The following is a 21,793-nucleotide window of genomic DNA, read 5'->3' as shown; positions in this document are numbered from 1 at the left end:
AACCTGTGGGAGCGAGCTTGCTCGCGATTTGGCGTCGGTACAGACGCTAAAAAACCTACTGACTCAACTCCCGCACCTGCGCATGCGGCACCATTTTCAGGAATTCGGGCATGCTCATGTGCAGCAGGTTGTTGTGGTTGCCGGCTTCCAGGTAGATGTCTTTCTGCCGGGTCAGCAGCGGGTCGATGACCATGTCCAGGCCGTAGGAATCCCCCAGCGGCGGCACGGCGCCGCGTTCGCAGTCGTCGAAGATGTGCGCCAGATTGCTTTCGCGGGTGATTTGCCATTCGCCGCTGCTGCGCACTTTGCTCAAGTCCAGGTGGCGGCTGGCGGGCAGCACCGCCATCAGGTAGTGCCCGTGACGGTCGTCCAGGATCACCGATTTGGCCACCCGTTCTGCGGCAATCCCGGAGACCCGCGCCGTTTCCAGGCTGCTGGACGAGTGCGGGTGGGTGACGATGTCATATTCGCATTGCGCCCGGTTGAGGCTGCTCTGCACTTTCTTGGCCATACGCATGATGCACCTCGGTGCCCGCCGACGCTGCGCGGCGGACGGTAATGAAACGCTGTGGCTGTCCTTGAAAGTCTAGTCCGGCGAGCTGCAAACACCGGGAAATCCGCCCACTGGCGAGGCAAGTAAACTGATCAAAAATCATCCAGCCGCAGCCTCAACTAGACTGTAAGAACAAGTTCTGACTCTCGCGGAGGGTCACGTGAACATTCGTTGCTGTGCGCTTGCCCTGTTGCTGCTGAGTGGATCGGTGGTTGCGGCAGACACCCCGTTTACCGCCGTCAGCCCGGTCGGCCTGTGGCTGATCACCCTGGGCATCACGTTTCTGATCGCCGAAGCCGCGCTGCCCAACTACGGGGTGATCGGCCTCGGCGGCATCGTCATGTTCGTGATCGGCGCGCTGATCCTGAGCAACGCCGAACTGCCGGTGCCGATGATGATTGGCCTCGGTCTGGTCAGCGCCCTGTTGCTGATCGCATTGCTGATCCGCGCCCTGAAAACCCGACCGCGCCAACCGGTCAGCGGCGATGCCGGCCTGCTCGGCAGTGTCACGGCGGTGACGGTGGTGCAACCGGAAGACAGCCGCAACGGCTGGGTGCAATTACAAGGAGAACGCTGGCAGGTGCTGAGCGCCACGCCGCTGCACACAGGGCAACCGGTGCGGGTGGTCGGGCGCAAGGGCCTGTTGCTGCAAGTGGCCGCGACTGACGCGGCACCGCTCGGAGAGTGATCATGGGTCTGCAAATCGGTTTTGTCGCGCTGCTGCTGTTGCTGATCGCCCTGGCCGGCTCGACGTTCCGCATCCTGCGCGAATACGAACGCGGCGTGGTGTTCCAACTCGGACGCTTCTGGCAGGTCAAAGGGCCGGGGCTGATCCTGCTGATCCCGGTGGTGCAGCAAATGGTCCGGGTCGACCTGCGCACCATCGTCCTCGATGTGCCGCCGCAAGACGTGATCACCCGCGACAACGTGTCGGTGAAGGTCAACGCGGTGCTGTATTTCCGCGTGCTCGACCCACAGAAAGCGATCATCCAGGTCGAAGACTTCCTCATGGCCACCAGCCAACTGGCCCAGACCACCCTGCGCGCGGTACTCGGCAAACATGAGCTGGACGAACTGCTGGCCGAGCGCGAACGTCTGAACATCGACATCCAGCAAGTGCTCGACGCCCAGACCGACGCCTGGGGGATCAAAGTCGCCAACGTCGAAATCAAGCACGTCGATCTCAACGAATCGATGGTGCGCGCTATCGCCAAGCAGGCCGAAGCCGAGCGGGAGCGGCGAGCCAAGGTGATCCACGCCGAAGGAGAATTGCAGGCCTCGGAAAAGCTCATGCAGGCCGCCGAAATGCTCGGCCGCCAGCCCGGCGCCATGCAGTTGCGCTACATGCAGACCTTGAGTTCGATTGCCGGCGACAAGAGCTCGACCATCGTCTTTCCATTGCCGATCGAACTGCTCAAGGGGATGGCGGATCTGTCGGCGAAATCGTGAGCGCGCGCAAGCGTTCCAGCGCGGCATAGGGCGCACGAGCGCAATGTTCGACCCGTGCCTGCAACAGCGCCGATGCCTCGCGGCGCTTGTGTTCGCCATCGACGACAAAGGGTTGTGACGGCTGCTTCGCGTGCTGCGCCGTTGCCGTCAGCGCCTGTTCGCACTGCGCCGCACTCAGCTTGAAAAACCGCGCCAGCCGCCCGCTCATCGCGTCGGGCAATTCGCTGTAATTGAGCGCCAGCCCGGCAGAATCACGGCAATGCACCCACCCCGCCTCCAGCAGGCGCCCCAGCCGCCGGGCGATGAAATCCTCGCGGCCCTCGAACGGCAAATCATCGTCCAGCACACAATCGCCGAGCGCATCCGGCACCATGTGCAGGCCAGGGCGACGCAGGTGCGAGACGGCGATTTCCAGCGGATCGCGATAGACAAACAGCCACGGCGTATCGGGGAAGCATTGCTGCAGCAACGGCCATTCACCGATGCTCCAGGCGTCGAGTTTGATCACCAGTCGCTGCTCCGTGCCGCGCCGACGCTGACCGTACGCCGAGAGCAATCCGGCGATGGCCGCGCGGCGCTCTTCGTCCGGCAGATCGCTGCGCAACAAGGCATCAAGGGGCGGCGGCTCCGAGACCACGATGTGATCGTCGAGCCGGGCAAGCATCTGGCTGATCAGCGTCGAACCGCATCGCGAGGCGTGGAGGATGAAGGCGCTCGGCGGCAGACCCGGACTGAGCGCCTGCCAATCCATGAGCGCCGACAAGGGTGTTTGCCGGCGGAACGCCTGATTGAACGGCAGGCGCAACGCGTCTTCGACGGCCTCACGAAAGAACGGCTGATACAGCGGCGTGTCGCCAAACCAGCACCAGTCGACCTGCCATTGCCCGGTGGTTTTCCAGATGCGGATCGGCAGCCAGCCGTCGAAATTCACAGACGCCATTGTTCGTTCCATGACCGACGACCGTTGCGCATCGCCGCCAGCAGTTCTTCACGGGAAAAATGCAGACCGCGCTCAGCGGCCAGCGCCAGCGTCTGGTCGATGAAGGTTTCGGGGTCGTGCAATGCCTGCAACGTTGCGGACAACACCGGATCCGTGACCAGCAACCGCTGAAATCGCTGCAGCGCCGTCTCCGCGCCATCAGGCTGCGGAGTGCTCGGCAACCCCTCAACAATCATCTGCTCCAGCCAGGGCGCGGGGCGGCAATCGAGCACCAGATGAACCCGAGCCGTGCGGTCGCGATTGTCGACCCGATGCGGCCGAGCGAGATCGAGAAACCAGCATTCTCCCGCCGTCATCGGCATCCGCTGGCCGTCGAGCCAGAAGTCCACGGCGGGCGGACTGAGCAGCGGAATGTGCAGGCGCAAATCGGCGTCCGCGCCCTCTAGATCGTAGTCGCGATGCTCATGAATCTGCCCGCCCGGCCCTAGTCGCAGCAGCCGCGCGCTGACGATTTCCAGCGGCAGATCCCGCAGAGCCTGCTGCCAGCGACCATCATTCAGCCAAGGGGCGCGTTGTACGGGTTCGGCACTGCCGGGGGACAGTTCGGTCAGCGCATCGGCGGCGGAAATCAGCGCCACGCCGCTCCAGTCGCCGGCGAAATAAGCGGTGTTGAAATGACCGCGCCAGGCAGCGTCGTCAATCGCCGCCAGCGCCTGCAACAGCAACGGCAGGTCCACCGTCACCGGCAACCGTGAGAACGCCGGCCGGCTCATGCCTTGGGCAACACCGCAGTTTCGCCGAGCCAGGTCAGCAACCGGTCGAGACAGGCTTCGACCGTCAGCGTACCAGTGTCGAGCACCAGCGAAGCCTGGGCCGGCGCCTCGTAAGGTGCCGATACGCCGGTGAACCCGGCCAACTCACCGCGCCGGGCCCGGGCGTAATGCCCTTTCGGATCGCGCTGCTCGCACACCGCCAGCGCGGCGCTGCACCAGACCTCGCGATAGTCCTTGCCCAAACGGCGAGCAAACACCTCGCGCAGTTCCGCCAGCGGCGCGATCATCGCCAGAATCACGATCTGCCCGTTCTCCACCAGCAACGCTGCCAGCTCACTGGCACGGCGGATGTTTTCCAGGCGGTCGGCATCGGTAAAACCCAGGTCGCGGTTGAGCCCGACCCGCAAACCGTCGCCATCGAGCACCACGCTTTGCAGACCGCGACTGAACAACTCGGCATGCAACGCCTGGGCAAGGGTCGATTTGCCCGCCGCCGGCAGACCGGTCAGCAGCATCGCCGTACCGCGATGGCCGTTGCGGGCCTCGCGTTGGGCACGGCTGATGCTGGCGGTCGGCGCCAGCACATCACTGCGCGGAGGCATGGGCCACCGGCAGCGAAATATCCCCTGACGCCCACGCCGCCTCGCGGTTGGCCAGCGCGGTGGCGATCGACTGGACTTCGGTCGACTGCACCTGATCCGGCAACGGATCAAGACCAGCGCTGGCGAAAATCTGGCCATAAGCATTGCGCAGATCGGCGTAGGACAGATCGCGCCGCAGATCGGCCTGCAAGGTGTTGAGCTCGCCCTGAATCAGGTCCAGCTCACCAATGCCATCGGCCTGACGACGGTTACGCAACTGACCGACGATTTGCCCGTCGATGTCCGACAGTTGCTGGTTGGTCTTGAACTGGCGCAGCGCCTCCTGATAGTTGGCGTTCGCCACGTAAAGCTGCGCCAGCACTGCAATCGACATCGCCTGGCGCCGTGCAGCAGCGACTTCTTCACCGGCCTTGGCCACGTCGATGGCCGCCGGGGCAGAGATCACGTTGAACAGGTTCCAGGTGACCTTCACGCCATAGTCGGCCCAACCCTGCTCGACCAGGAACGAGTTGCTGTCGTAATGCCCGCCGGCGGAGAACTCCAGGCCCGGCAACAGACGCAGCATGGCCTTGCGGGTTTCGGCGGCGCTGATCCGGGTCTGGTAATCCTGCTCGCGCAGTTCCGGACGGCTGGTCAAGGCTTCCTGTTCGAGTTTGCTCAGATCGACCTTGAGTTCCGGGATCTGATAACCGTCATCGGTGGCCAGGGTCAGGTTGGTGCCCAGCGGCAGGTTGATCAGGGTCGCCAGTTCGGTTTTCGCCAGCGACAGCGCGCGGCGTTGTTCTTCCAGTTGCCGGGTCGCTTCGATCAGCGAACGCTGATAACCGAGTGACTGCACCGGATCGCCGATGCGCTGTTCGCTCATGCTTTCGCTGTTGCGGCGGGCGGTGTCGACCCGCGCCATCAGGCTGTCGATCTGCTTGAGCAGGCGTTCGGCGGCCATCGCCCGCCAATAGGCAGAGCGCACGTCCTGAACGATGGTGTTGATCACCTTGCGCCGGCGTTCCTGAACGATCAGGCGCTGGTCGCCCTGCTGCTTGGCGCTGATGTAGCTGACGCCAAAATCCAGGACGTTCCAGACCATGGTCAGGTCGGCGACGTCGCGGTCGCGGTCCTGGGAGGTCGACGGTTCCAGGGACTGGGTGCCGGTGCGCACGCTCTGGCTGCTGGAGGCGCTGACGTTGTTACGCCCGACGTAGCCGGCGTCCAGCGCCATGCGCGGCAGCATGTCGAAACTGGCGAGGTCGAGCTGCCGCTTGGCCAGCGCTTCCTCCATGATTTTCAAGCGGCCTTCGAGGTTGTATTTCACCGCGCGGGCCATGGCCTGGTGCAGGGTCAGCGGACCGCTCAGCGGTTCCTGGCCCTTGTACATGTTTTGCAGGTCGGCCCGGGCCCTTTGTTCGCTGACACTGCGTTCGATCGGTTCACTGGTCACTGCACATCCGCTGATCGCCAGCGCCAGCAGGCTGGCGCCGAACAACTTCTGACTTTTCTTCATCCCTGGATCGCCCCTAGGTCCCGCACATATGTGAGTTGTTGTGTGTTGTCAGGCCGGCATTTCGCTGATGCCGACCTGTTGCAGTGCAGCGGCCAGGTTGTCGACCCGGTGCTGCTCGCTGTCCTTGATCTGTTGCAGTTGCTGGCCGAGGGTCGGCGCGCCGAACACACCGCGCAGGCCTTGGGAAATATCGCCGCCCTTGATCGACTGGCTGCCGAAGGCATTCAGCGAATCGCGCTCGGCGCTGCTGTCCTGATTGAACAGGCTCGACAGCGTGCTGCTGCCGAACACCCCCCCATCGCCGCCGCCGAATCCGAGGAAGCCATGACCGGAACCGTCACCCAGGTTGTCGCTGCTGCTGAAGACCTGGGCAATGAAGCTCGGGCTCAGCGCACCGCGATTGATGAAAATATCCCCCAGCGGACGGATGCCATTGCCGATCACCCGCTGTTCGAACAACGGCGCGAAGGTCAGCGGTGAACCGAGGTCACCGGTGGGCGGCGTGAAGACGATCGGTTGCAGCGGAACATTCGGCAGTGGTGGCGGCGCGACCGGATCGCTGCTGCGGAATTCCGGATCCGGCGTTACCACGATCAGCGGAGAAGTCGGTGTCACAGGAGGCACAGGCACCACCGGCACCGTGTTGATCACGTAATTGCCGGAGCTGCTGACACTGCTGCCACTGTTGCCCGACAGGTCGCTGACCCCGGCCGTGTTGATGCTGATCGCATTGCTGGCGCTGGTGACGTTGGCGTTCGGCGTCAGGGTCGCCGTCCAGGTCTTGCCGCCGTCGCTGCTGCTCAGGTTGGACAAGGTGCCGTTGGCCACGCTGAGGTCCGACAGGTCGAAACCACTCACCGCTTCATTGAAGGTGATGATCACCTGCGAAGTCTGACCAACACCCAGGTTCGGATTGGCGATCACCACCGTGGCGGTCGGCCGCTCGCTGTCGAGGGCGTAGTTGTTCGACACCGCCACCGTGCTGCCGGCATTGCCCGCAAGGTCGGTGACGTTGCTGGTGTCCAGCGCAATGAAGTTGCTCGGGTCAGTGACATTCGCGGTCGGCGTGAAGGTCGCGGTCCAGGTCTTGCCGCCATCGCTGCTGGTCAGGTTGCTCAGGTCGCCGTTGGTCACGCTCAGGTCGGACAGGTCGAAATTGCTCACCGCCTCGCTGAACGTGAAGGTCACCGTGGTGCTCTGGCCGATGCCCAGATTTGGATTGGCGACCACGATGTTTACCGTCGGCCGGGTCGCATCGAGGATGTAGTTGTTGGAGATGGCGATGCTCGCGCCAAGGTTACCGGCCAGATCCTGAACACCGGCGGTGTCGATCAGGATCAGGTTGGTCGGGTCGTTGACGTTGGCTGTCGGAGTGAAAGTCGCGGTCCAGGTCACGCCGCCGTCGCTGCTGGTCAGGTTCGACAGCGAACCGTTGGCGACGCTGATGTCCGACAGGTCGAACCCGCTCACCGCTTCGCTGAAGGTGATGGTCACCGTGGTGGTTTCACCGATGCCCAGCCGATTGTCTGCAACCACGATGGTGGCGGTCGGCAGCGCGGTGTCGATGGCGAAGTTATTGGAATCGGTGGTACCGACGCCACTGTTGCCCGACAGGTTGGCCACCCCGGCGTTGTTCAGGGTGATCAGGTTGCTGCTGTCGGTGATGTTGTTGGTGGGCGTGAAGGTCGCGGTCCAAGTGATACCGCCGTCACTGCTGCTGACGTTGCTCAACGTGCCGTTGGCGATGGTCAGGTCGCTGTTGTCGAAACCGCTGACCGCTTCGTTGAAGGTGATGGTCACCAGCGAGGTTTCCCCGGCCTTCAGCGAAGTGTCGGCAACCACGATGGTGGCAGTCGGCACCTGGGTCTGCACTTGGTAATTGGCCGAGTTGGTGGTGCCAGTGCCGGTGTTACCGGCCAGGTCGGTGATGCCGGTGTTGTTCAGGACGATCAGGTTGGTCAGATCGGTAACGCCGATGTTCGGCGTGAAGGTAGCCGTCCAGGTGATGCCGCCGTCGCTCGACGAAACGTTGCTCAGGGTGCCGTTGGCGACGCTCAGGTCGGAGTTGTCGAATCCGGTCACGGCCTCGCTGAAGGTGATAGTCACCAGCGACGTTTCACCCGGACGCAGGCTGGAGTCGCTCATGACAATGGTCGCGGTCGGGCGCTGACTGTCGACCGCGTAGTTGTTGGAATCGGTAGTACCGCTGCCGGCATTGCCCGCCAGATCGGAGATGCCGGTGTTGTCCAGGGTGATGATGTTGGTGGTGTCGGTGATACCGGCCGCTGGCGTGAACGTCGCCGTCCACGTGATGCCGCCATCGCTGCTGCTCACCGCACTCAGCGTACCGTTGGCGATGGTCAGGTCGGCGTTGGTGAAACCGGTCACTGCTTCGCTGAAGGTGATCGTCACCAGGCTGGTCTGACCGACGCCGAGCGCAGTGTCGGCGACCACGATGGTGGCCGTCGGGCGAACGGTATCGATCGAATAATTGTTCGAATCGGTGGTGCCGCTGCCGGCATTGCCCGACAGGTTCTGTACGCCAGAGTTGTCCAGCGTGATCAGGTTGGTGGCGTCGGTGATGCTGGTGGTCGGTGTGAACGTCGCCGTCCAGGTAATGCCGCCGTCGCTGCTGCTGACCGCGCTGAGGGTGCCGTTGACGATGGTCAGGTCGGCGTTGGTGAAACCGGTGACCGCTTCGCTGAAGGTGATGGTCACCAGCGAGGTTTCGCCGATTTTCAGCGAGTTGTCGGCAATGATGATGGTCGCTGTCGGCAGCACGGTGTCGATGGTGTAGTTCGGCGAACTGGTGGTGCCGGTACCGCTGTTTCCGGCCAGGTCGGCGATGCCGGTGTTGTTCAGGACAATCAGGTTGGTCGCATCGTTGACGCCCACGTTCGGCGTGAACGTTGCCGTCCAGGTGATGCCGCCGTCACTCGACGAAACATTGCTCAGCGTACCGTTGGCGACGCTCAGGTCGGCGTTGGTGAAGCCGGTCACCGCCTCGCTGAAGGTGATGGTCACCAGCGAAGTTTCGCCAGCACTGAGGGTGCTGTCGGAGAGCACGATGGTCGCCGTCGGACGCTGACTGTCGACCGCGTAGTTGTTGGAATCGGTGGTGCCGCTGCCGGCGTTGCCCGCCAGATCGGAGATGCCGGTGTTGTCCAGGGTGATCAGGTTGGTGGTATCGGTGATGCCCGCCGCCGGCGTGAACGTCGCGGTCCAGGTGATGCCGCCGTCGCTGCTGCTGACCGCGCTCAACGTACCGTTGGCGATGATCAGGTCGGCATTGGTGAAACCGGTCACCGCTTCGCTGAAGGTAATGGTCACCAGGCTGGTCTGGCCGACGCCGAGCGCCGTGTCGGCGACCACGATGGTGGCGGTCGGACGCACGGTATCGATCGAATAATTGTTCGAATCGGTGGTGCCGCTGCCGGCATTACCTGACAGGTTCTGTACGCCGGTATTGTCCAGCGTGATCAGGTTGGTGGCGTCGGTGATATTGGTGGTCGGCGTGAAGGTTGCCGTCCAGGTAATGCCGCCGTCGCTGCTGCTCACCGCGCTGAGCGTGCCGTTGGCAATCGTCAGGTCGGCGTTGGTGAAACCGGTCACCGCCTCGCTGAAGGTGATGGTCACCAGCGAGGACTCGCCGATTTTCAGCGCGTTGTCGGCAATGATGATGGTCGCGGTCGGCACCACAGTGTCGATGGTGTAGTTGTTGGAGTTGGTCGTGCCGCTGCCGGCGTTGCCCGAAAGGTCGGCGATGCCGGTATTGGTCAGCACGATCAGGTTGGTCGCGTCGTTGACGCCCAGGTTCGGCGTGAACGTTGCCGTCCAGGTTATGCCGCCGTCACTGCTGCTTACCGCCGTCAACGTGCCGTTGGCGATGATCAGGTCGGCGTTGGTGAAACCGCTCACCGCTTCGCTGAAGGTGATGGTCACCAGCGAGGTTTCACCGGCAGTGAGGTTGCTGTCGGCCACCACGATGGTCGCGGTTGGCCGCACCGTATCGATCGCATAATTGTTGGAATCGGTAGTACCGCTGCCGGCGTTGCCCGACAGGTCGACGATGCCGGTGTTGTCCAGGGTAATCAGGTTGGTGGTGTCGGTGATGCTGGCGCTCGGGGTGAACGTCGCGGTCCAGGTGATGCCGCCGTCGCTGCTGCTGACCGCGCTCAACGTGCCATTGGCGATCGTCAGGTCGGCGTTGGTGAAACCGCTGACCGCTTCACTGAAGGTGATGGTTACCAGCGAGGTTTCACCGATCCGCAGGTTGTTGTCGGCCACCACGATGGTCGCGGTCGGGCGCACGGTATCGATGGCGTAGTTGTTGGAGTCGGTGGTACCGCTGCCGGCGTTGCCGTTCACATCCGCGATGCCGGTGTTGTTCAGCGTGATCAGGTTGGTCGCGTCGGTGATGCTGGCGGTCGGCGTGAACGTCGCCGTCCAGGTGATGCCGCCGTCGCTGCTGCTGACCGCCGTCAGCGTGCCGTTGGCAATCGTCAGGTCGGCGTTGGTGAAACCGGTGATCGCTTCACTGAAGGTGATGGTCACCAGCGAGGTTTCGCCAATTTTCAGGGCGTTGTCCGCCACCACGATGGTCGCGGTCGGGCGCACGGTATCGATTGCATAGTTGTTGGAGTTGGTGGTGCCACTGCCGGCGTTGCCCGCCAGGTCAGCGATACCGGTGTTGTTCAGCGTGATCAGGTTGGTGGTGTCGGTGATGCTGGCGGTCGGCGTGAACGTCGCCGTCCAGGTGATGCCGCCGTCGCTGCTGCTCACCGCCGACAATGTACCGTTGGCGATGGTCAGGTCGGCGTTGGTGAAACCGCTCACGGCTTCGCTGAAGGTGAAAGTCACCAGCGACGTCTGGCCGATGGCCAGGTTGGGGTTGGCCACGACAATGGTCGCGGTCGGGCGCACGGTATCGATCGCGTAATTGTTCGAATCGGTGGTGCCGGTGCCGGCGTTGCCCGCCAGGTCGGCGATACCGGTGTTGTCCAGGGTGATCAGGTTGGTGGTGTCGGTGATGCTGGCGGTCGGGGTGAAGGTCCCGGTCCAGGTGATGCCACCATCGCTGCTGCTCACCGCCGTCAGCGTACCGTTGGCGATAGTCAGGTCGGCGTTGGTAAAACCGCTCACCGCTTCACTGAAGGTGAAGGTCACCAGTGAGGTTTCACCCACCCTCAATGCGGTGTCCGCCACGACGATGGTCACGGTCGGCCGCACGGTATCCACCGTGTAATTGACGGAGACCGTGGTACCGACACCGGCCACGCCGTCGTTGATCGCGACCACGCCAGTGTTGTCGAGGGTGATGACGTTGGTGGTGTCGGTGATGCTGCTGGTCGGGGTGAAGGTCGCCGTCCAGGTCAGGCCGCCGTCGCTACTGCTGACCGACGTCAGCGTACCGTTGGGAATCGTCAGGTCGGCGTTGGTGAAGCCGGTGACCGCCCGGCTGAAGGTGATGGTCACCAGCGAGGTTTCACCGATTTTCAGGGCCGTGTCCGCCATCACGATGGTCGCGGTCGGTGGTTCCACATAGGCGGTGTTGAGTGTGCCGCCGTTGTTGTAGATCGCCGCGAAGGCCAGCGGTACAGAGCCCGTCACGCCGCCGCCCAGTTCTGCGCCGCCGGAACCGCTGCCGGCCGCGTTGCCGCTGATGGCGCTGAAGTTGGCGGCGGTGATCAGTACCGTGCCGCCCTGGTTCCAGATCGCGCCGACACCCCGTCCACCGTCGCCGCCGTTCAGGTTGTTGCTGCCCTGGCCGCTGCCGCCACCGCCACCGCCGCCCGCGCCGATGTTGTTGCTGATGACCGAGGTGCCGACGATTTTCAGCGTGCCGGTGGAAGCGTTGTAAATGCCGCCGGCTGCATTGCCGCCTGCGCCGCCCACCTTGTCCCAGCCTGCGCCGCCACCGCCACCACCGATGGAAATCGTGCCGTTGCTGGCCGTGCCGCCATTGCCGCCGTTGCTGTAATAGGACACGCCCACACCGCCCGCGCCGCCCGTGGTCGAGCCGCCGCGCCCGCCCATGTGCGTCGCGTCGTAGCCACCGCCGTAACCGCCGACACCGCCGCTGCCGGCCTGGCCGCCCAGCGTACCGGTGCCCGGCCCGGCCGTGCCGCCATGACCGCCGCTCTGACCGCCAAGACCACCGCCACCGCCGCCGCCCCCGCCGTAAAACGCACCGGTGACACCCCCGCCGCCGCCACCGCCGGCCGCCGCGTTGCCGGTGACCGAAACGTTGTTCAGGGTCAGGATGCCGGCGTTGAAAATACCGCCGCCCATGGCGCCGGTTGCGCCGTAGCCGCCATTACCGCCGTTGCCCGAAACCAGGCCCCGGGTGATGACCAGACCATCCAGGGTCACCGTGCTGCCGGAGGTGATTTCCACCACTCGGGTCCGGTATTGGCCATCGAGCGTAACGTCGGCGACACCGTCGTTGTTCAGGTCGCCATCCACGGTGACGTTCTTGTTGATCAGCAATTCCGAGGTGAGCTGCACCGTCATGCCGCTGCTGAAGGTCACGATGTCGCCGTTCTGCGCCGACGCCAGCGCTGCGCGCAGCGAGCCGACCCCGGTGTTGGCATTGTTGGTGGCGGTCCAGGTGGCCAGGCCCCACTGGTATTCGCTCATCGCCTGGGTCGACAGCACGTTGGCGCTTTCGATGTTGCCGGTGGCGATCTCCAGATCCCAGTCGCCGCCCACCCCGGTGCGGTTGTTCGAGGCGGCCACGTCGCGGCCGGTCAATTGCGCCAGCGAGTCGACAAAGCTCAGGCCACGATCGCCCTCGGCGGTGTAGCAGCCGTAGATCAGGATGTCGCCGCCGACGTTCATGTCCTTGCCGATTTCCGCCAGGATCGCGCTGCGCTGGGCGACGTTATCGGCCGACAGATAACTGTTGCCCAGCCACAGGTCACCGGCGTTGCCGTGGGCGATGATCTGCACCGAGCTCACGCCCTGATGCTGGTCGAGGTAATCGGCGATCTGCTGCAAACCGTCCTTGCCCGCATCGAGCTTGACCACTTGGGTGCCGGGGGCCACGCCCTTGAGCAGGCTGTCGGCATCCTTGACCCGGGAATCGACGAACACCACGCTCTGCCCCGGCACCGCGACCGGGCTGGCGGCGGGCGTGGCGTCGGCCTGGCCGTGGGTGTCCTTGCTGGCGCTCGGGTGGTCGGCGGCCGGCGCTTTCGCGGCATCGGCGGTGGCATGGCTGTCAGCCTGGGCGGCGGTGTCGGCCACGGTGGCCGCGACGGCGCCGTCGAACAGCATGCGCGGTTCCAGCGACATGATCATGGGCGCCGCCAGCGTCCGTTGGCCTTCGGTAATCCGCGACTTCTGCTTGCTCCACCACATGTTGCTCACCCGGACTCGAACACAGTTGTTGACGCATCAATTAAAAACGCCGCGATCAACTGATCGCGGCGTCGGACTTCATACGAATGACATTGGCAGCGCTGGCTGAGCCATCGAGCCAGAAGGACAGATCGGCGTATTGCTTGAACAGGTCCGGCGGCAGGATCGTGCGCCGCGACTCAAGGGCGACCTTGGGTTTGACCTTGTGCAGGCCGGCCACGCCCAGGGCCTGGTCGAACTCCGGCGCGTCATAGGCCAGGTGCTCGAAATCGTGCTCGAACCAGGGTTCGCCGATGAAGTCGTAGACCAGCCGCAGCACCCGCTCCGGGGCCTGGGTCAGCAGGTCGTAATCGACGATCAGCAGCGAATCGGCGTGCTCGCCGTAATAGGCTTCCTTGAGCGCCGCCCAGGCAAAACCCACCAGACGGTTGCGCTGGGCCAAAGTCTCGCAGCGGCTGTAGACCGTGTTGCGCTCGACCGCATCGCCGAACAGCTTGGTGTTTTCGAAAGGATTGGCGCGGTACAGCCGCTCAAGGCTGTCCATCACCCAGGCGACGTTGCGCACACAGGCGATGACCTTGGCTTGAGGAAACAAATCGTTGATGGCCGGCAGTCGCGCAGACCACTGGCGGTTGGTGTCGAACACCACCGGTTTGTCGGCCTTGTCGGCGTAGTAGGAATCGAACAGGCCGCGCAACAGGCGGCGGCGCATGTCGGTGTCGATCACCGCGCCGAATTCGCTGCCGGCACTGCATTGTTCAAGGACACCGGAGAACAGCGCGCCAACCGGACTGGTCATGCCAGCATGAAAACGCGGGTTCTGCAGGAGGATTGCAGAAAGGAGGGTAGAACCTGAGCGCGGCAAGCCGGAGATAAAGTGGAACTGCTGCAATCCCTTCACCGTATTTGTAAGTCCTTTTGTCCCACGAGCGTAGTCCAACAATACCCTTTCGACTAGTAGTGTTTTGATATCAAAACAGAGCAAAACGGACTTAAAAAATTCGGCTTTATCGCGAATAAATTGGTGAACCGTTTAAGTCAGTTTTCTCCCGATCCATTGGGGGTCTGCACCGAAAAAAGCCGCGCTTTCGCCCCGCCCGCCTGCGCCTGATCCCGCAGGTGCCAGGTCGCAGGCAAGGGCAGAAACGGGTCCGGCACCTCCGCATCCAGATCACCGATCAACCAGACCCGGGCACTGTCCTTCGGCAGGTCTTCCAACCGATCGAGGTAAACCTCATCGGACACCAGCGTGCCGAAGCCGTAGTGGTTCGGGCGGGTCGAGCGCCCCTCGACGGTGGGCGGCGTAAACAGCCGGACTTGAGCGTCTGTACGGTTGTAATAGACGTAACTGAGGTACCAGAGCATGTCGCTGGTAACGATCCGGTCGCCGCTGGTGAAGTGGCGGTTGACGTAATCGACCATGACGTTGAACTGATCGTTGCGATCGACCGTGGCGTTGTTGTTCAACCCGATCATCTCGACCCCGACCAGCGACAGCAGCACCGCCACCGCCAGCACGCGCACGCTGGTGTAGAGCCGGTCGATGGCCAGCGCCGCCAGCATCGGCAGCCCCAGCGCGTAAGCGGTCAGGTAACGCTCGATGAACACCGGCGTGACGAAGGACACGGCGAACACCAGCAACAACGGCACGCCGGTGTAGAGCGCCAGCAGGACGCTGCCATGGTTCACGCTGCGATCCCGGGCGACGGCGACAGCCGCCAGCACCAGCAAGGCCAGCGGCACACCGCCAAACAGCAGCAACGGCAACTGCTCGCCCTCATCCTGGATCAGCCAGAGCCAGATCATCGACGGCAGCGAAGACAGGGTCACCGGATCTTCCCAGCCCACATCGCCGCCGGCCTTGAGCGCGTCCATGTGTTGCAGCAGGTCAATCAGGTTCGGCAACCACGGCAGGTAGAGCACGACAATGGCCAGATTGGCCAGCCACCAGTCCTTGCGCTGAAGATGCTTCAGGCGATAACCCGGCAACAGGCGGATCAGCCCCAGATACAGCCAATGGCTGAGCGCCGCCAGCACGGCGAAATAGTGGGTGTACAACGCCGCCGTCATCAGCAGCGCGTAGATCAGCAGATAGCGGTGACGCTGCGGGCGCCGGATCCACTTCACCAGCACCAGCGTCGCGCCGATCAGCAGCAAGCCAAGCAATGCGTACATGCGCACTTCCTGGCTATAGCGCACCGCCGTCGGCAGCAGCGCCAGCAACACCCCGGCGATGATTGCGGCGCGGCGGGTGGCCAGCCGGTCGACCAGGCTCACGCCGAGCCCGACCGTGGCGATACCGGCCAGCGCACTGAAACTGCGAATGGCCAGGAGACCGTCACCGAACACGCCGATCCAGCCGTGCAGCAGCATGAAGTACAGCGGCGGATGCACGTCGAACGCGGCGTGCGTCCAGATACCGCTCAGCGAATAGCGCGCCAGCAGCAGGCTCGAACCTTCATCGCCCCAGATTGCGGCCGCCGTCAGGTCATAAAAGCGCACCACCGTGGCCAGCAACAGGATCGGTATCAACCAGTGCTCGCGCGCCCAGCGCAACAGGCGCCGGACACCGGCATTCGGTGCGGCGAACGGATCCTGGGTATCCCCCAGCGGCGTCTCGCGAAGGACCTCCATCAACCTCCCCTCAGCGTTTTTTGCGAACTCGATTTGCGTCATTGACTGCGAACACTGTAGGCCAGCGCCGAAGTCGACGCGCGGCCGTGACGACGTCCGGCAAGTCCGTCGATCCGGGTCTACGCTACGGCTTGGCGTGACCTGCCCGCGCAAAAGGAAGGAGTCAGCAAAACGTTTCGACCGGCCCGACAACAAGGGCGACCGCGCGGCGCGCCGACCACACAACAGAAGGATGAGGAACCATGGAAGTCTTTATGGGTACGATTCAACCGTTCGCCTTCAACTTCGCCCCGAGTGGCTGGGCCTTGTGCAACGGGCAAATCCTGGGCATCTCGCAATACCAGGCGCTGTTCGCCTTGCTGGGCACTTACTACGGCGGCAATGGCACGACCAACTTTCAACTGCCCAACCTGCAAGGTCGCGTGCCCGTCGCACAAGGCACCGGACTGGGCCTGACACCGCGCGTCATCGGTCAGGTGTACGGCACCGAAAGCGTCACCGCCACCATCGCCAACATGCCCAACCACACCCACGCCATGACCGGCCTCACCGCCAACACGGCCTTGTCGCTGGCCGTACCCGCCAGCAATCCGGCGACCGTGCCGACCGCCACCAACTCGTACCTCGGCGCCTCCGGCGGCGGCCCGGGTTCGGCGAACATTTACTCCGACGCCCAAGGCGCCACACCGGTGCCGCTCAAGGGTGTGACCACCACCGTCACCGGGGACATTTCCTCCACCGGCGGCAGTCAGCCACTGCAAGTCTTGAACCCGGCCCTGGTCCTCAACTTCAGCGTTGCCCTGAACGGCCTGTTCCCGTCGCGCAACTGAGCAAACGCCGGGGGTTTCACGGCCCCCGGCCGTTCTTTTTTCACTGGAGTCAGACCATGCTGCAAGCGGTTCAGATTCAACACGTCCAGCCGTTGCTCGGACAGCAACGCACGCTGCACCTGCCCGATGGCACGGCATTGCCGATCCGGATCGAGCACCTTGATGAGGTCCCCGCGGCGAAAACCCGCTACAGCGAACGCATGCCCTTCTGCCTCGAATTCAACAGCCTGGTGCCGACCGGGTTCGTCGACGGTTTATGCGCGCTCGAGCTGCCGGAACTCGGGCGGGTGGAGGACATTTTCGTGTCGCGGGTGCCGGCGATGGGGCGGGATCCGCAGTTGGGGTATTTCTGCATTTCCTTCAACTGAAATCCCGCCTCACTGCGGGTACCACACCAACCGCTCCGCCGCCGGATTGCGCTCCTCCACGGCAAACCCCAGCGCCAGGTAATGCTGGCGCGCATGGGGGTTGTTGGCCCAGACCACCGTCGCCACCGGGCAGCGCACTTGCTGCGCGGCTTTTTGCACACCTTGCAGCACGGTTCGCCCGTAACCCTTGCCCCGCGCCTGGGGAATGAAGGCGAGGTACAAAACGCGGATTTCATTGACGCCGAAATCGGTGCTGAGTGCGCCGATGGCCGTGCCGAGTTTTTCCACGATGTAGTGCATGGCATTCGGATGGTTTTCACCCATGCCCTGCTCCTGCACCTGAAATTGCTGGGCAACGATTTGCTGCACCTGTTCCTGCTCGCCGTCGATCCATTGCAGATCCGGCCGCGCCGATTGATACAGGCTGTGCAGAAAGGGGCCGTCAGTCGCCCGCGAAGGCCGCACCACCAATCCGTCCGCCGCCAGGTTGTCCGTCATCTTCATGCTCCCTAGAAACCGCTTTCCCTGACCCCCAGCGCCGCCATCCGGCGCCAGGCCACGCCGAGCACCGATTCGCCACTGCCCCGCAACACCACCACGCCGCGCAGCGGCTGCACCGGGGTCGGTGCCTGATCCAGCGTAGTCAAACGCACGCCGTATTGCGCTTGCACCGGCTCCGCCCGTTGCTGCTGATCGCGGCGCACGGCAATCGGCCCGTGGTGATCGGAGGTCAGCGCCTCCTGATCGACATAGGCCACACCGTTGGTGTCGATTTCATTGAGTTGTACCGCGATGGCGGCATGCATCGGGTCGTCGGCGATAAACCGCCCAGTGGCACCGGGCTTGACCCGCCACAGTTCGGCTTCGGCCAGGTAACCGCGCAGTCGCGTGCCGTCCTCGACCACCCGCGCCAGCGCATCCTTGCTCGACAGCCAGCGACCCGGCGTCAGGTTCGGCAGCAGGTCTCGTACGGTGCCCGCATGAGGTGCGCGCAACAGAAGGCGTTCACGTTGAGCAGTCAGGCCACGGTATTCCGCCACCGCTTCGGCAAGGCGTTGCTCGACGATGCCGGCGTCGGCAGCGGTTTCACTGCGGCCAGCCTGACGGCGCATCAGCAATTGCTGGATGCGGATTTCCCGACGGACGATGGCCTGCCGCGAATCAAGGTCCGGCGATTCCAGTTCGATCAGCACGTCACCCTGAGCCACGGTCTGACCATCCTCCACCTTCACGGCTTTGACCCGCGCCGCCGTCGGCGCGTGCAAGGCACTGGCGCGACCGCCCTCGAGCATCGTCGGCAATTCCACCGAGCTGCGCCACGGCACGATCAGCACCAGCAACAGGCCGAGTACCGCCAGGCTGCTGAGCAATACGCGGGGGCCGTGAGCCTGTTCGCGGCGGCTCCACCACTGGCGCCACTCACTCATGATCGGCAGAAAGATGAACCACACCAGTTCCACCAGCATCAGGAAGATCCCCAACACCTTGAAGAACAGGTGATAGACCGCCAGCGCGATCCCGAAAAACAACGCCGCACGCCATAACCACGAGCCATACCCCCAGATCAGCAAACGCCGTTGCATCGTCGGCGACCAAGGCTCCGGCGCCGGAGCGCCATAGCCGAACAGAAATTCCCGCAGCCGCCAGCGACACAGGGCAAACGCCCGGCCCTGCAAATTGTCGACTTCCCAGAGATCGCTGAGCAGAAAGTAGCCATCAAACCGCATGAACGGGTTGAGATTGACCACCAGTGTGGTGATCCAAGTCGCGCTGGCGAGCATGAACGCCGCCGTGCGACCGGGCCCGTCCGGCAGGAACGACCAGACCAGCAGCGCGATGCTCGCCAACAGTAATTCCGCCAGCACCCCACCGGCACCGATCAACAGTCGCGCACGTCGATCATTGACCCGCCAGGCATCGCTGACATCGGTGTAGAACATCGGCAGCAAGACCATGAACGCCACGCCCATGCTTTGCACTCGACACCCGGCGCGCTTGGCCATGAACGCATGACCGAACTCGTGACAGAGCTTGGCGAAGAACAACGCGATGCCGAACGCGATCGCGCCGCCGAGGCTGAACAGGTGCGGAAAGGTGCCGACGAACCGCTGCCAGTCCCGCGACACCAGAAACACCCCGAGCGCCAGCGTCGCCGGCAGACCGTAGCGCAAAACCTTCGGACCGAAGCGCTCCAGCCACGGCCAGGCACGGTTGAGAAAAGCGTCCGGCCGCCACAGTGGAATGCGGAAGAACAGGTATTGATGCAGCAGGATTTTCCACAGGCTCTGGCGTTGTACGAGGGCCTTGAGCCGATAACTGGCGCGCTGCTGTTCGTCGAGGGCGCTGATCAGATCGTGGCCGCGCAGGAATTCCAGCAGTTGCGCCAGCTCGTTGCCGTCCAGAGGTAAACCCGGTTCACGATTGGCGGCGCGCAGCACTTGTTCGGGATCGCCCAGCGACCAGTGGCGCAACAGGCGCATGGCCGCCGCGCCGAGCTTGAAGTAGCGCCCGCGCACCGGGTCGGCCAACGTCCAGCGCGGCGAACCATCCAATGCCGGCGCCGCCGGCGACAATTGCAGGTCGGCACGCAGGCTCGGCAGGGTCATTTACAGGCCTACGCTCTGGCGCAGCCCGGCGAGTGGGCGCCGCAGCAGGTACAAGGCCAGCGGCGCCCGGTCGCCGAAAATTTTTGCGGTGCCGCGCAGGCCGATGCGCGGCGGGGCGTCGGCGAAATTGGCGTCCAGCCGATAGGCCAATTGGCCGCCGGCGGTGGGCTGCGCCTCGTAGGCCGAACGTTCGAGGGTGGCGAGGTGGCGTTGCAGCGGATCGCTGTCGAGAAACAGCGCGACTTCGGCGCCCGGCTTCAGCGAGATTGCGTCGCCCACCCCCAGCTCGATACGCAGTTCGGCTTGGCTCGGGTCGGCGATTTCCATCAGCCGTTCGCCGGTCTGCACTGGTTTGCCGGTCCAGCGCTCAGCATCGGCGAACACCGCAATACCGTCGCGCTCGGCACGCACTTCGCTGCGGTTGAGCAGTTCGCGGGCGTAGTCGCGTTCGGCGCGTTTCTGTTCGGCGCGGGCGGCCAGCAGGTCGACCCGGGAGCTGGATTCGGCGTCAACGAACGAGCGCTGGGAATTGGCTTTGAGTTCCGCTTCGGCGACCCCGAGCGCACGCTCGGCGACATCGGCCTGAGCCTTCAGCGTCGTGCTTTCAAAACGCAGCAACAGGTCGCCGGTTTTCACGCTCTGGTTGGGTTTGACCAAAAACTCGGCGATCACCCCGTCCAGCGGTGCGGCGACAACGCGCCCGCCCTGAGGCACCACTTCGGCGGGTGCCAGCACCGACTGGCGCACCGGGATCAACAGCCCGAGCAACAACACGGCGACCAGCGCCACCTGGCGTTTGCGGGTCCAGCGCAGTCGCCACGGCTTGCGCGGTTGCAACGCCAGCCAGGCATGACTGTAGGTGTCGCCCAGCTGCGACAGCAGCACTTGTTCGGAAGGATTCCACGGCAGATCACGGGCCAGCCACAAACCACCGAACACCTGTCCCTGACGATCAATCAACGGCAGCCAGAACACTTGCATGGCCGACAGACTGCGCCAGTCGGCCTGGATCGATTCGCCGACCATTTCCGGCGTGATCACCCGCGCCTGTTTCAGCACATCCTGCTTGAACAACTGCGCCACGGCCTGTTCGACGAACGCCACGAACGGCGCATTCGGCTCCACTGCGCTGACCCCGGTCACCGCCTGCACCTTGCCGGCGATCAGCAGCGCGGCATGGCGAAAACCGAACAACGACTGGCCGTCATTGACCAGGCTGTAGGCCAGTTGCGAAATGTCATGGGCGGCGCGGGTCTGCCGTTCGAGATCGAGAAACCGCGCGAAAACTTGCTCGGCGGCGCCGCTCACCGGGGCGTTCACTTAAGCTCCGGAAAACGCGCGGTGCCGCTCATGCCGGCGAGCAAGCCTTTGGCTTCGGGGAGTGTGGCGACCAGCAACAGGGTCTGGCTGCCTTCATCGATGCGCGCACCGAGGCGCTTGACCGTGGCGTCGATCGGCTGACCGGTTTCATCGGGCACGAAGCTGAACGATTGACCGGGCTTGAGCCTGGCCATCCAGCGCGACGGCACCAGCAGATGGATTTCCAGCGTGCGGTTGTCGACCACATCGAGCAGCGGCGCACCGGCCGGCACGCTTTCATAGCGCTGCACCTTGCGTTCGACCACTTGCCCGTCGAACGGCGCGACCACGCTGCAGCGTTTGACCTGAACTTGATAAACCTGAGATTGCGCCTGGGTTTCGCTGACCTTGGCCTCGGCCCGGGCCACTTCGAAACGCCCGACGGAATTGAGCGCCGCCAGTTGCCGGTTGTGCGCCAGCTCTTCACCGGCGCCACGGCTGGCGGCCTGCGCGGCATTCAACTGGGCCTGATAGGCCGAACAGTCGAACCGCGCCAGCGTATCGCCCTTCTTGAACGACTCGCCCTCGCTGAACGGCAACTCGACAATTCGCCCCGACAACTCGCTGGCCAGCGTCGCCTGATCCCGCGCCCGCAACACCCCGCGCGCTTCACTGCTGGCCGACGCATTCGCCGCCCCGCCGTTATCCAGCAGCGGATCGTCTGGCGCGGGCGTTTGAGCCTGAACTGCACACGTTACAAAGGTCAATCCGACAACCCAACCACGAAAACGCCGCATAACCGTTACTCCCTGACGGATGCTCGGAGTCTACGACAGCGGGGATTAGCGTCAAGCGAAAGGCCATCATTCGGGTGGGAGA

The 21,793-nt window shown here is 63.9% G+C and carries 16 protein-coding genes; 4 read left to right on the top strand and 12 right to left on the bottom strand.

Annotated features, from left to right (window positions below):
- Positions 1-55: 55 nt before the first annotated feature.
- Complete coding sequence (locus AC0R79_RS01890) at positions 56-517, bottom strand: aminoacyl-tRNA deacylase (RefSeq protein ID WP_007957669.1); 462 nt, start codon at positions 515-517, stop codon at positions 56-58.
- Between the two features lie 196 nt (positions 518-713).
- On the opposite strand from AC0R79_RS01890, the gene AC0R79_RS01885 reads away from it, so the two are divergent.
- Positions 714-1,241, top strand: a complete 528-nt coding sequence (locus AC0R79_RS01885) for an NfeD family protein (RefSeq protein ID WP_127796559.1) — start codon at positions 714-716, stop codon at positions 1,239-1,241.
- Between the two features lie 2 nt (positions 1,242-1,243).
- Complete coding sequence (locus AC0R79_RS01880) at positions 1,244-2,002, top strand: slipin family protein (RefSeq protein ID WP_007957673.1); 759 nt, start codon at positions 1,244-1,246, stop codon at positions 2,000-2,002.
- On the opposite strand, the gene AC0R79_RS01875 is transcribed toward AC0R79_RS01880, so the two are convergent.
- The 7 genes from AC0R79_RS01875 to AC0R79_RS01845 all read right to left on the bottom strand — a co-directional run bounded on the left by AC0R79_RS01875 (position 1,968) and on the right by AC0R79_RS01845 (position 15,811).
- Complete coding sequence (locus AC0R79_RS01875; RefSeq protein ID WP_474732947.1) at positions 1,968-2,942, bottom strand: sulfotransferase family protein; 975 nt, start codon at positions 2,940-2,942, stop codon at positions 1,968-1,970. The genes AC0R79_RS01880 and AC0R79_RS01875 overlap by 35 nt on opposite strands.
- Positions 2,930-3,715 (bottom strand): aspartyl/asparaginyl beta-hydroxylase domain-containing protein, encoded by a 786-nt coding sequence (locus AC0R79_RS01870; protein ID WP_375744790.1) that lies wholly within the window; start codon positions 3,713-3,715, stop codon positions 2,930-2,932. The genes AC0R79_RS01875 and AC0R79_RS01870 overlap by 13 nt, the downstream gene beginning before the upstream one ends.
- Positions 3,712-4,317: an adenylyl-sulfate kinase gene (cysC, locus tag AC0R79_RS01865; protein WP_127796556.1), complete on the bottom strand. Its 606-nt coding sequence runs from the start codon at positions 4,315-4,317 to the stop codon at positions 3,712-3,714. The genes AC0R79_RS01870 and cysC overlap by 4 nt, the downstream gene beginning before the upstream one ends.
- Positions 4,301-5,815: a TolC family protein gene (locus tag AC0R79_RS01860; RefSeq protein ID WP_375744787.1), complete on the bottom strand. Its 1,515-nt coding sequence runs from the start codon at positions 5,813-5,815 to the stop codon at positions 4,301-4,303. Before AC0R79_RS01860 ends, cysC begins: the two co-directional genes overlap by 17 nt.
- A 48-nt stretch (positions 5,816-5,863) precedes the next feature.
- Positions 5,864-13,093, bottom strand: coding sequence for an Ig-like domain-containing protein (locus tag AC0R79_RS01855; RefSeq protein ID WP_474735048.1), 7,230 nt, complete (start codon positions 13,091-13,093; stop codon positions 5,864-5,866).
- A gap of 139 nt (positions 13,094-13,232) precedes the next feature.
- On the bottom strand, positions 13,233-14,078 hold the full coding sequence (locus AC0R79_RS01850; RefSeq protein ID WP_085608546.1) for a sulfotransferase family protein: 846 nt from the start codon (positions 14,076-14,078) through the stop codon (positions 13,233-13,235).
- A gap of 137 nt (positions 14,079-14,215) precedes the next feature.
- Positions 14,216-15,811, bottom strand: a complete 1,596-nt coding sequence (locus AC0R79_RS01845; RefSeq protein ID WP_474732944.1) for a glycosyltransferase family 39 protein — start codon at positions 15,809-15,811, stop codon at positions 14,216-14,218.
- Between the two features lie 242 nt (positions 15,812-16,053).
- Here AC0R79_RS01845 and AC0R79_RS01840 point away from each other — a divergent pair, with 242 nt between their 5' ends.
- On the top strand, positions 16,054-16,641 hold the full coding sequence (locus AC0R79_RS01840) for a phage tail protein (RefSeq protein ID WP_085608544.1): 588 nt from the start codon (positions 16,054-16,056) through the stop codon (positions 16,639-16,641).
- Between the two features lie 56 nt (positions 16,642-16,697).
- A complete protein-coding gene (locus AC0R79_RS01835; RefSeq protein WP_007957696.1) occupies positions 16,698-17,009 on the top strand; it encodes a DUF6916 family protein in 312 nt (103 codons plus the stop codon).
- Between the two features lie 9 nt (positions 17,010-17,018).
- Here AC0R79_RS01835 and AC0R79_RS01830 read toward each other — a convergent pair whose 3' ends face one another.
- The 4 genes from AC0R79_RS01830 to AC0R79_RS01815 are packed head-to-tail and all read right to left on the bottom strand — an operon-like array spanning position 17,019 to position 21,711.
- Entirely contained in the window at positions 17,019-17,507 is a 489-nt protein-coding gene (locus tag AC0R79_RS01830; RefSeq protein ID WP_420793689.1) for a GNAT family N-acetyltransferase, read from the bottom strand.
- Between the two features lie 11 nt (positions 17,508-17,518).
- Positions 17,519-19,615, bottom strand: coding sequence for a site-2 protease family protein (locus AC0R79_RS01825; RefSeq protein ID WP_474732940.1), 2,097 nt, complete (start codon positions 19,613-19,615; stop codon positions 17,519-17,521).
- The gene (locus AC0R79_RS01820; protein ID WP_474732938.1) at positions 19,616-20,935 is read right to left on the bottom strand and encodes an efflux RND transporter periplasmic adaptor subunit; all 1,320 of its coding nucleotides are present in this window, start codon (positions 20,933-20,935) and stop codon (positions 19,616-19,618) included.
- Positions 20,932-21,711, bottom strand: coding sequence for an efflux RND transporter periplasmic adaptor subunit (locus AC0R79_RS01815; protein WP_115076096.1), 780 nt, complete (start codon positions 21,709-21,711; stop codon positions 20,932-20,934). Before AC0R79_RS01815 ends, AC0R79_RS01820 begins: the two co-directional genes overlap by 4 nt.
- Positions 21,712-21,793 lie beyond the last annotated feature (82 nt).

This window comes from Pseudomonas sp. HD57-3 (genome assembly GCF_056113135.1).
Note: the sequence above shows the minus strand (reverse complement) of the source record. Positions and strands in the feature narration are given on the sequence as shown.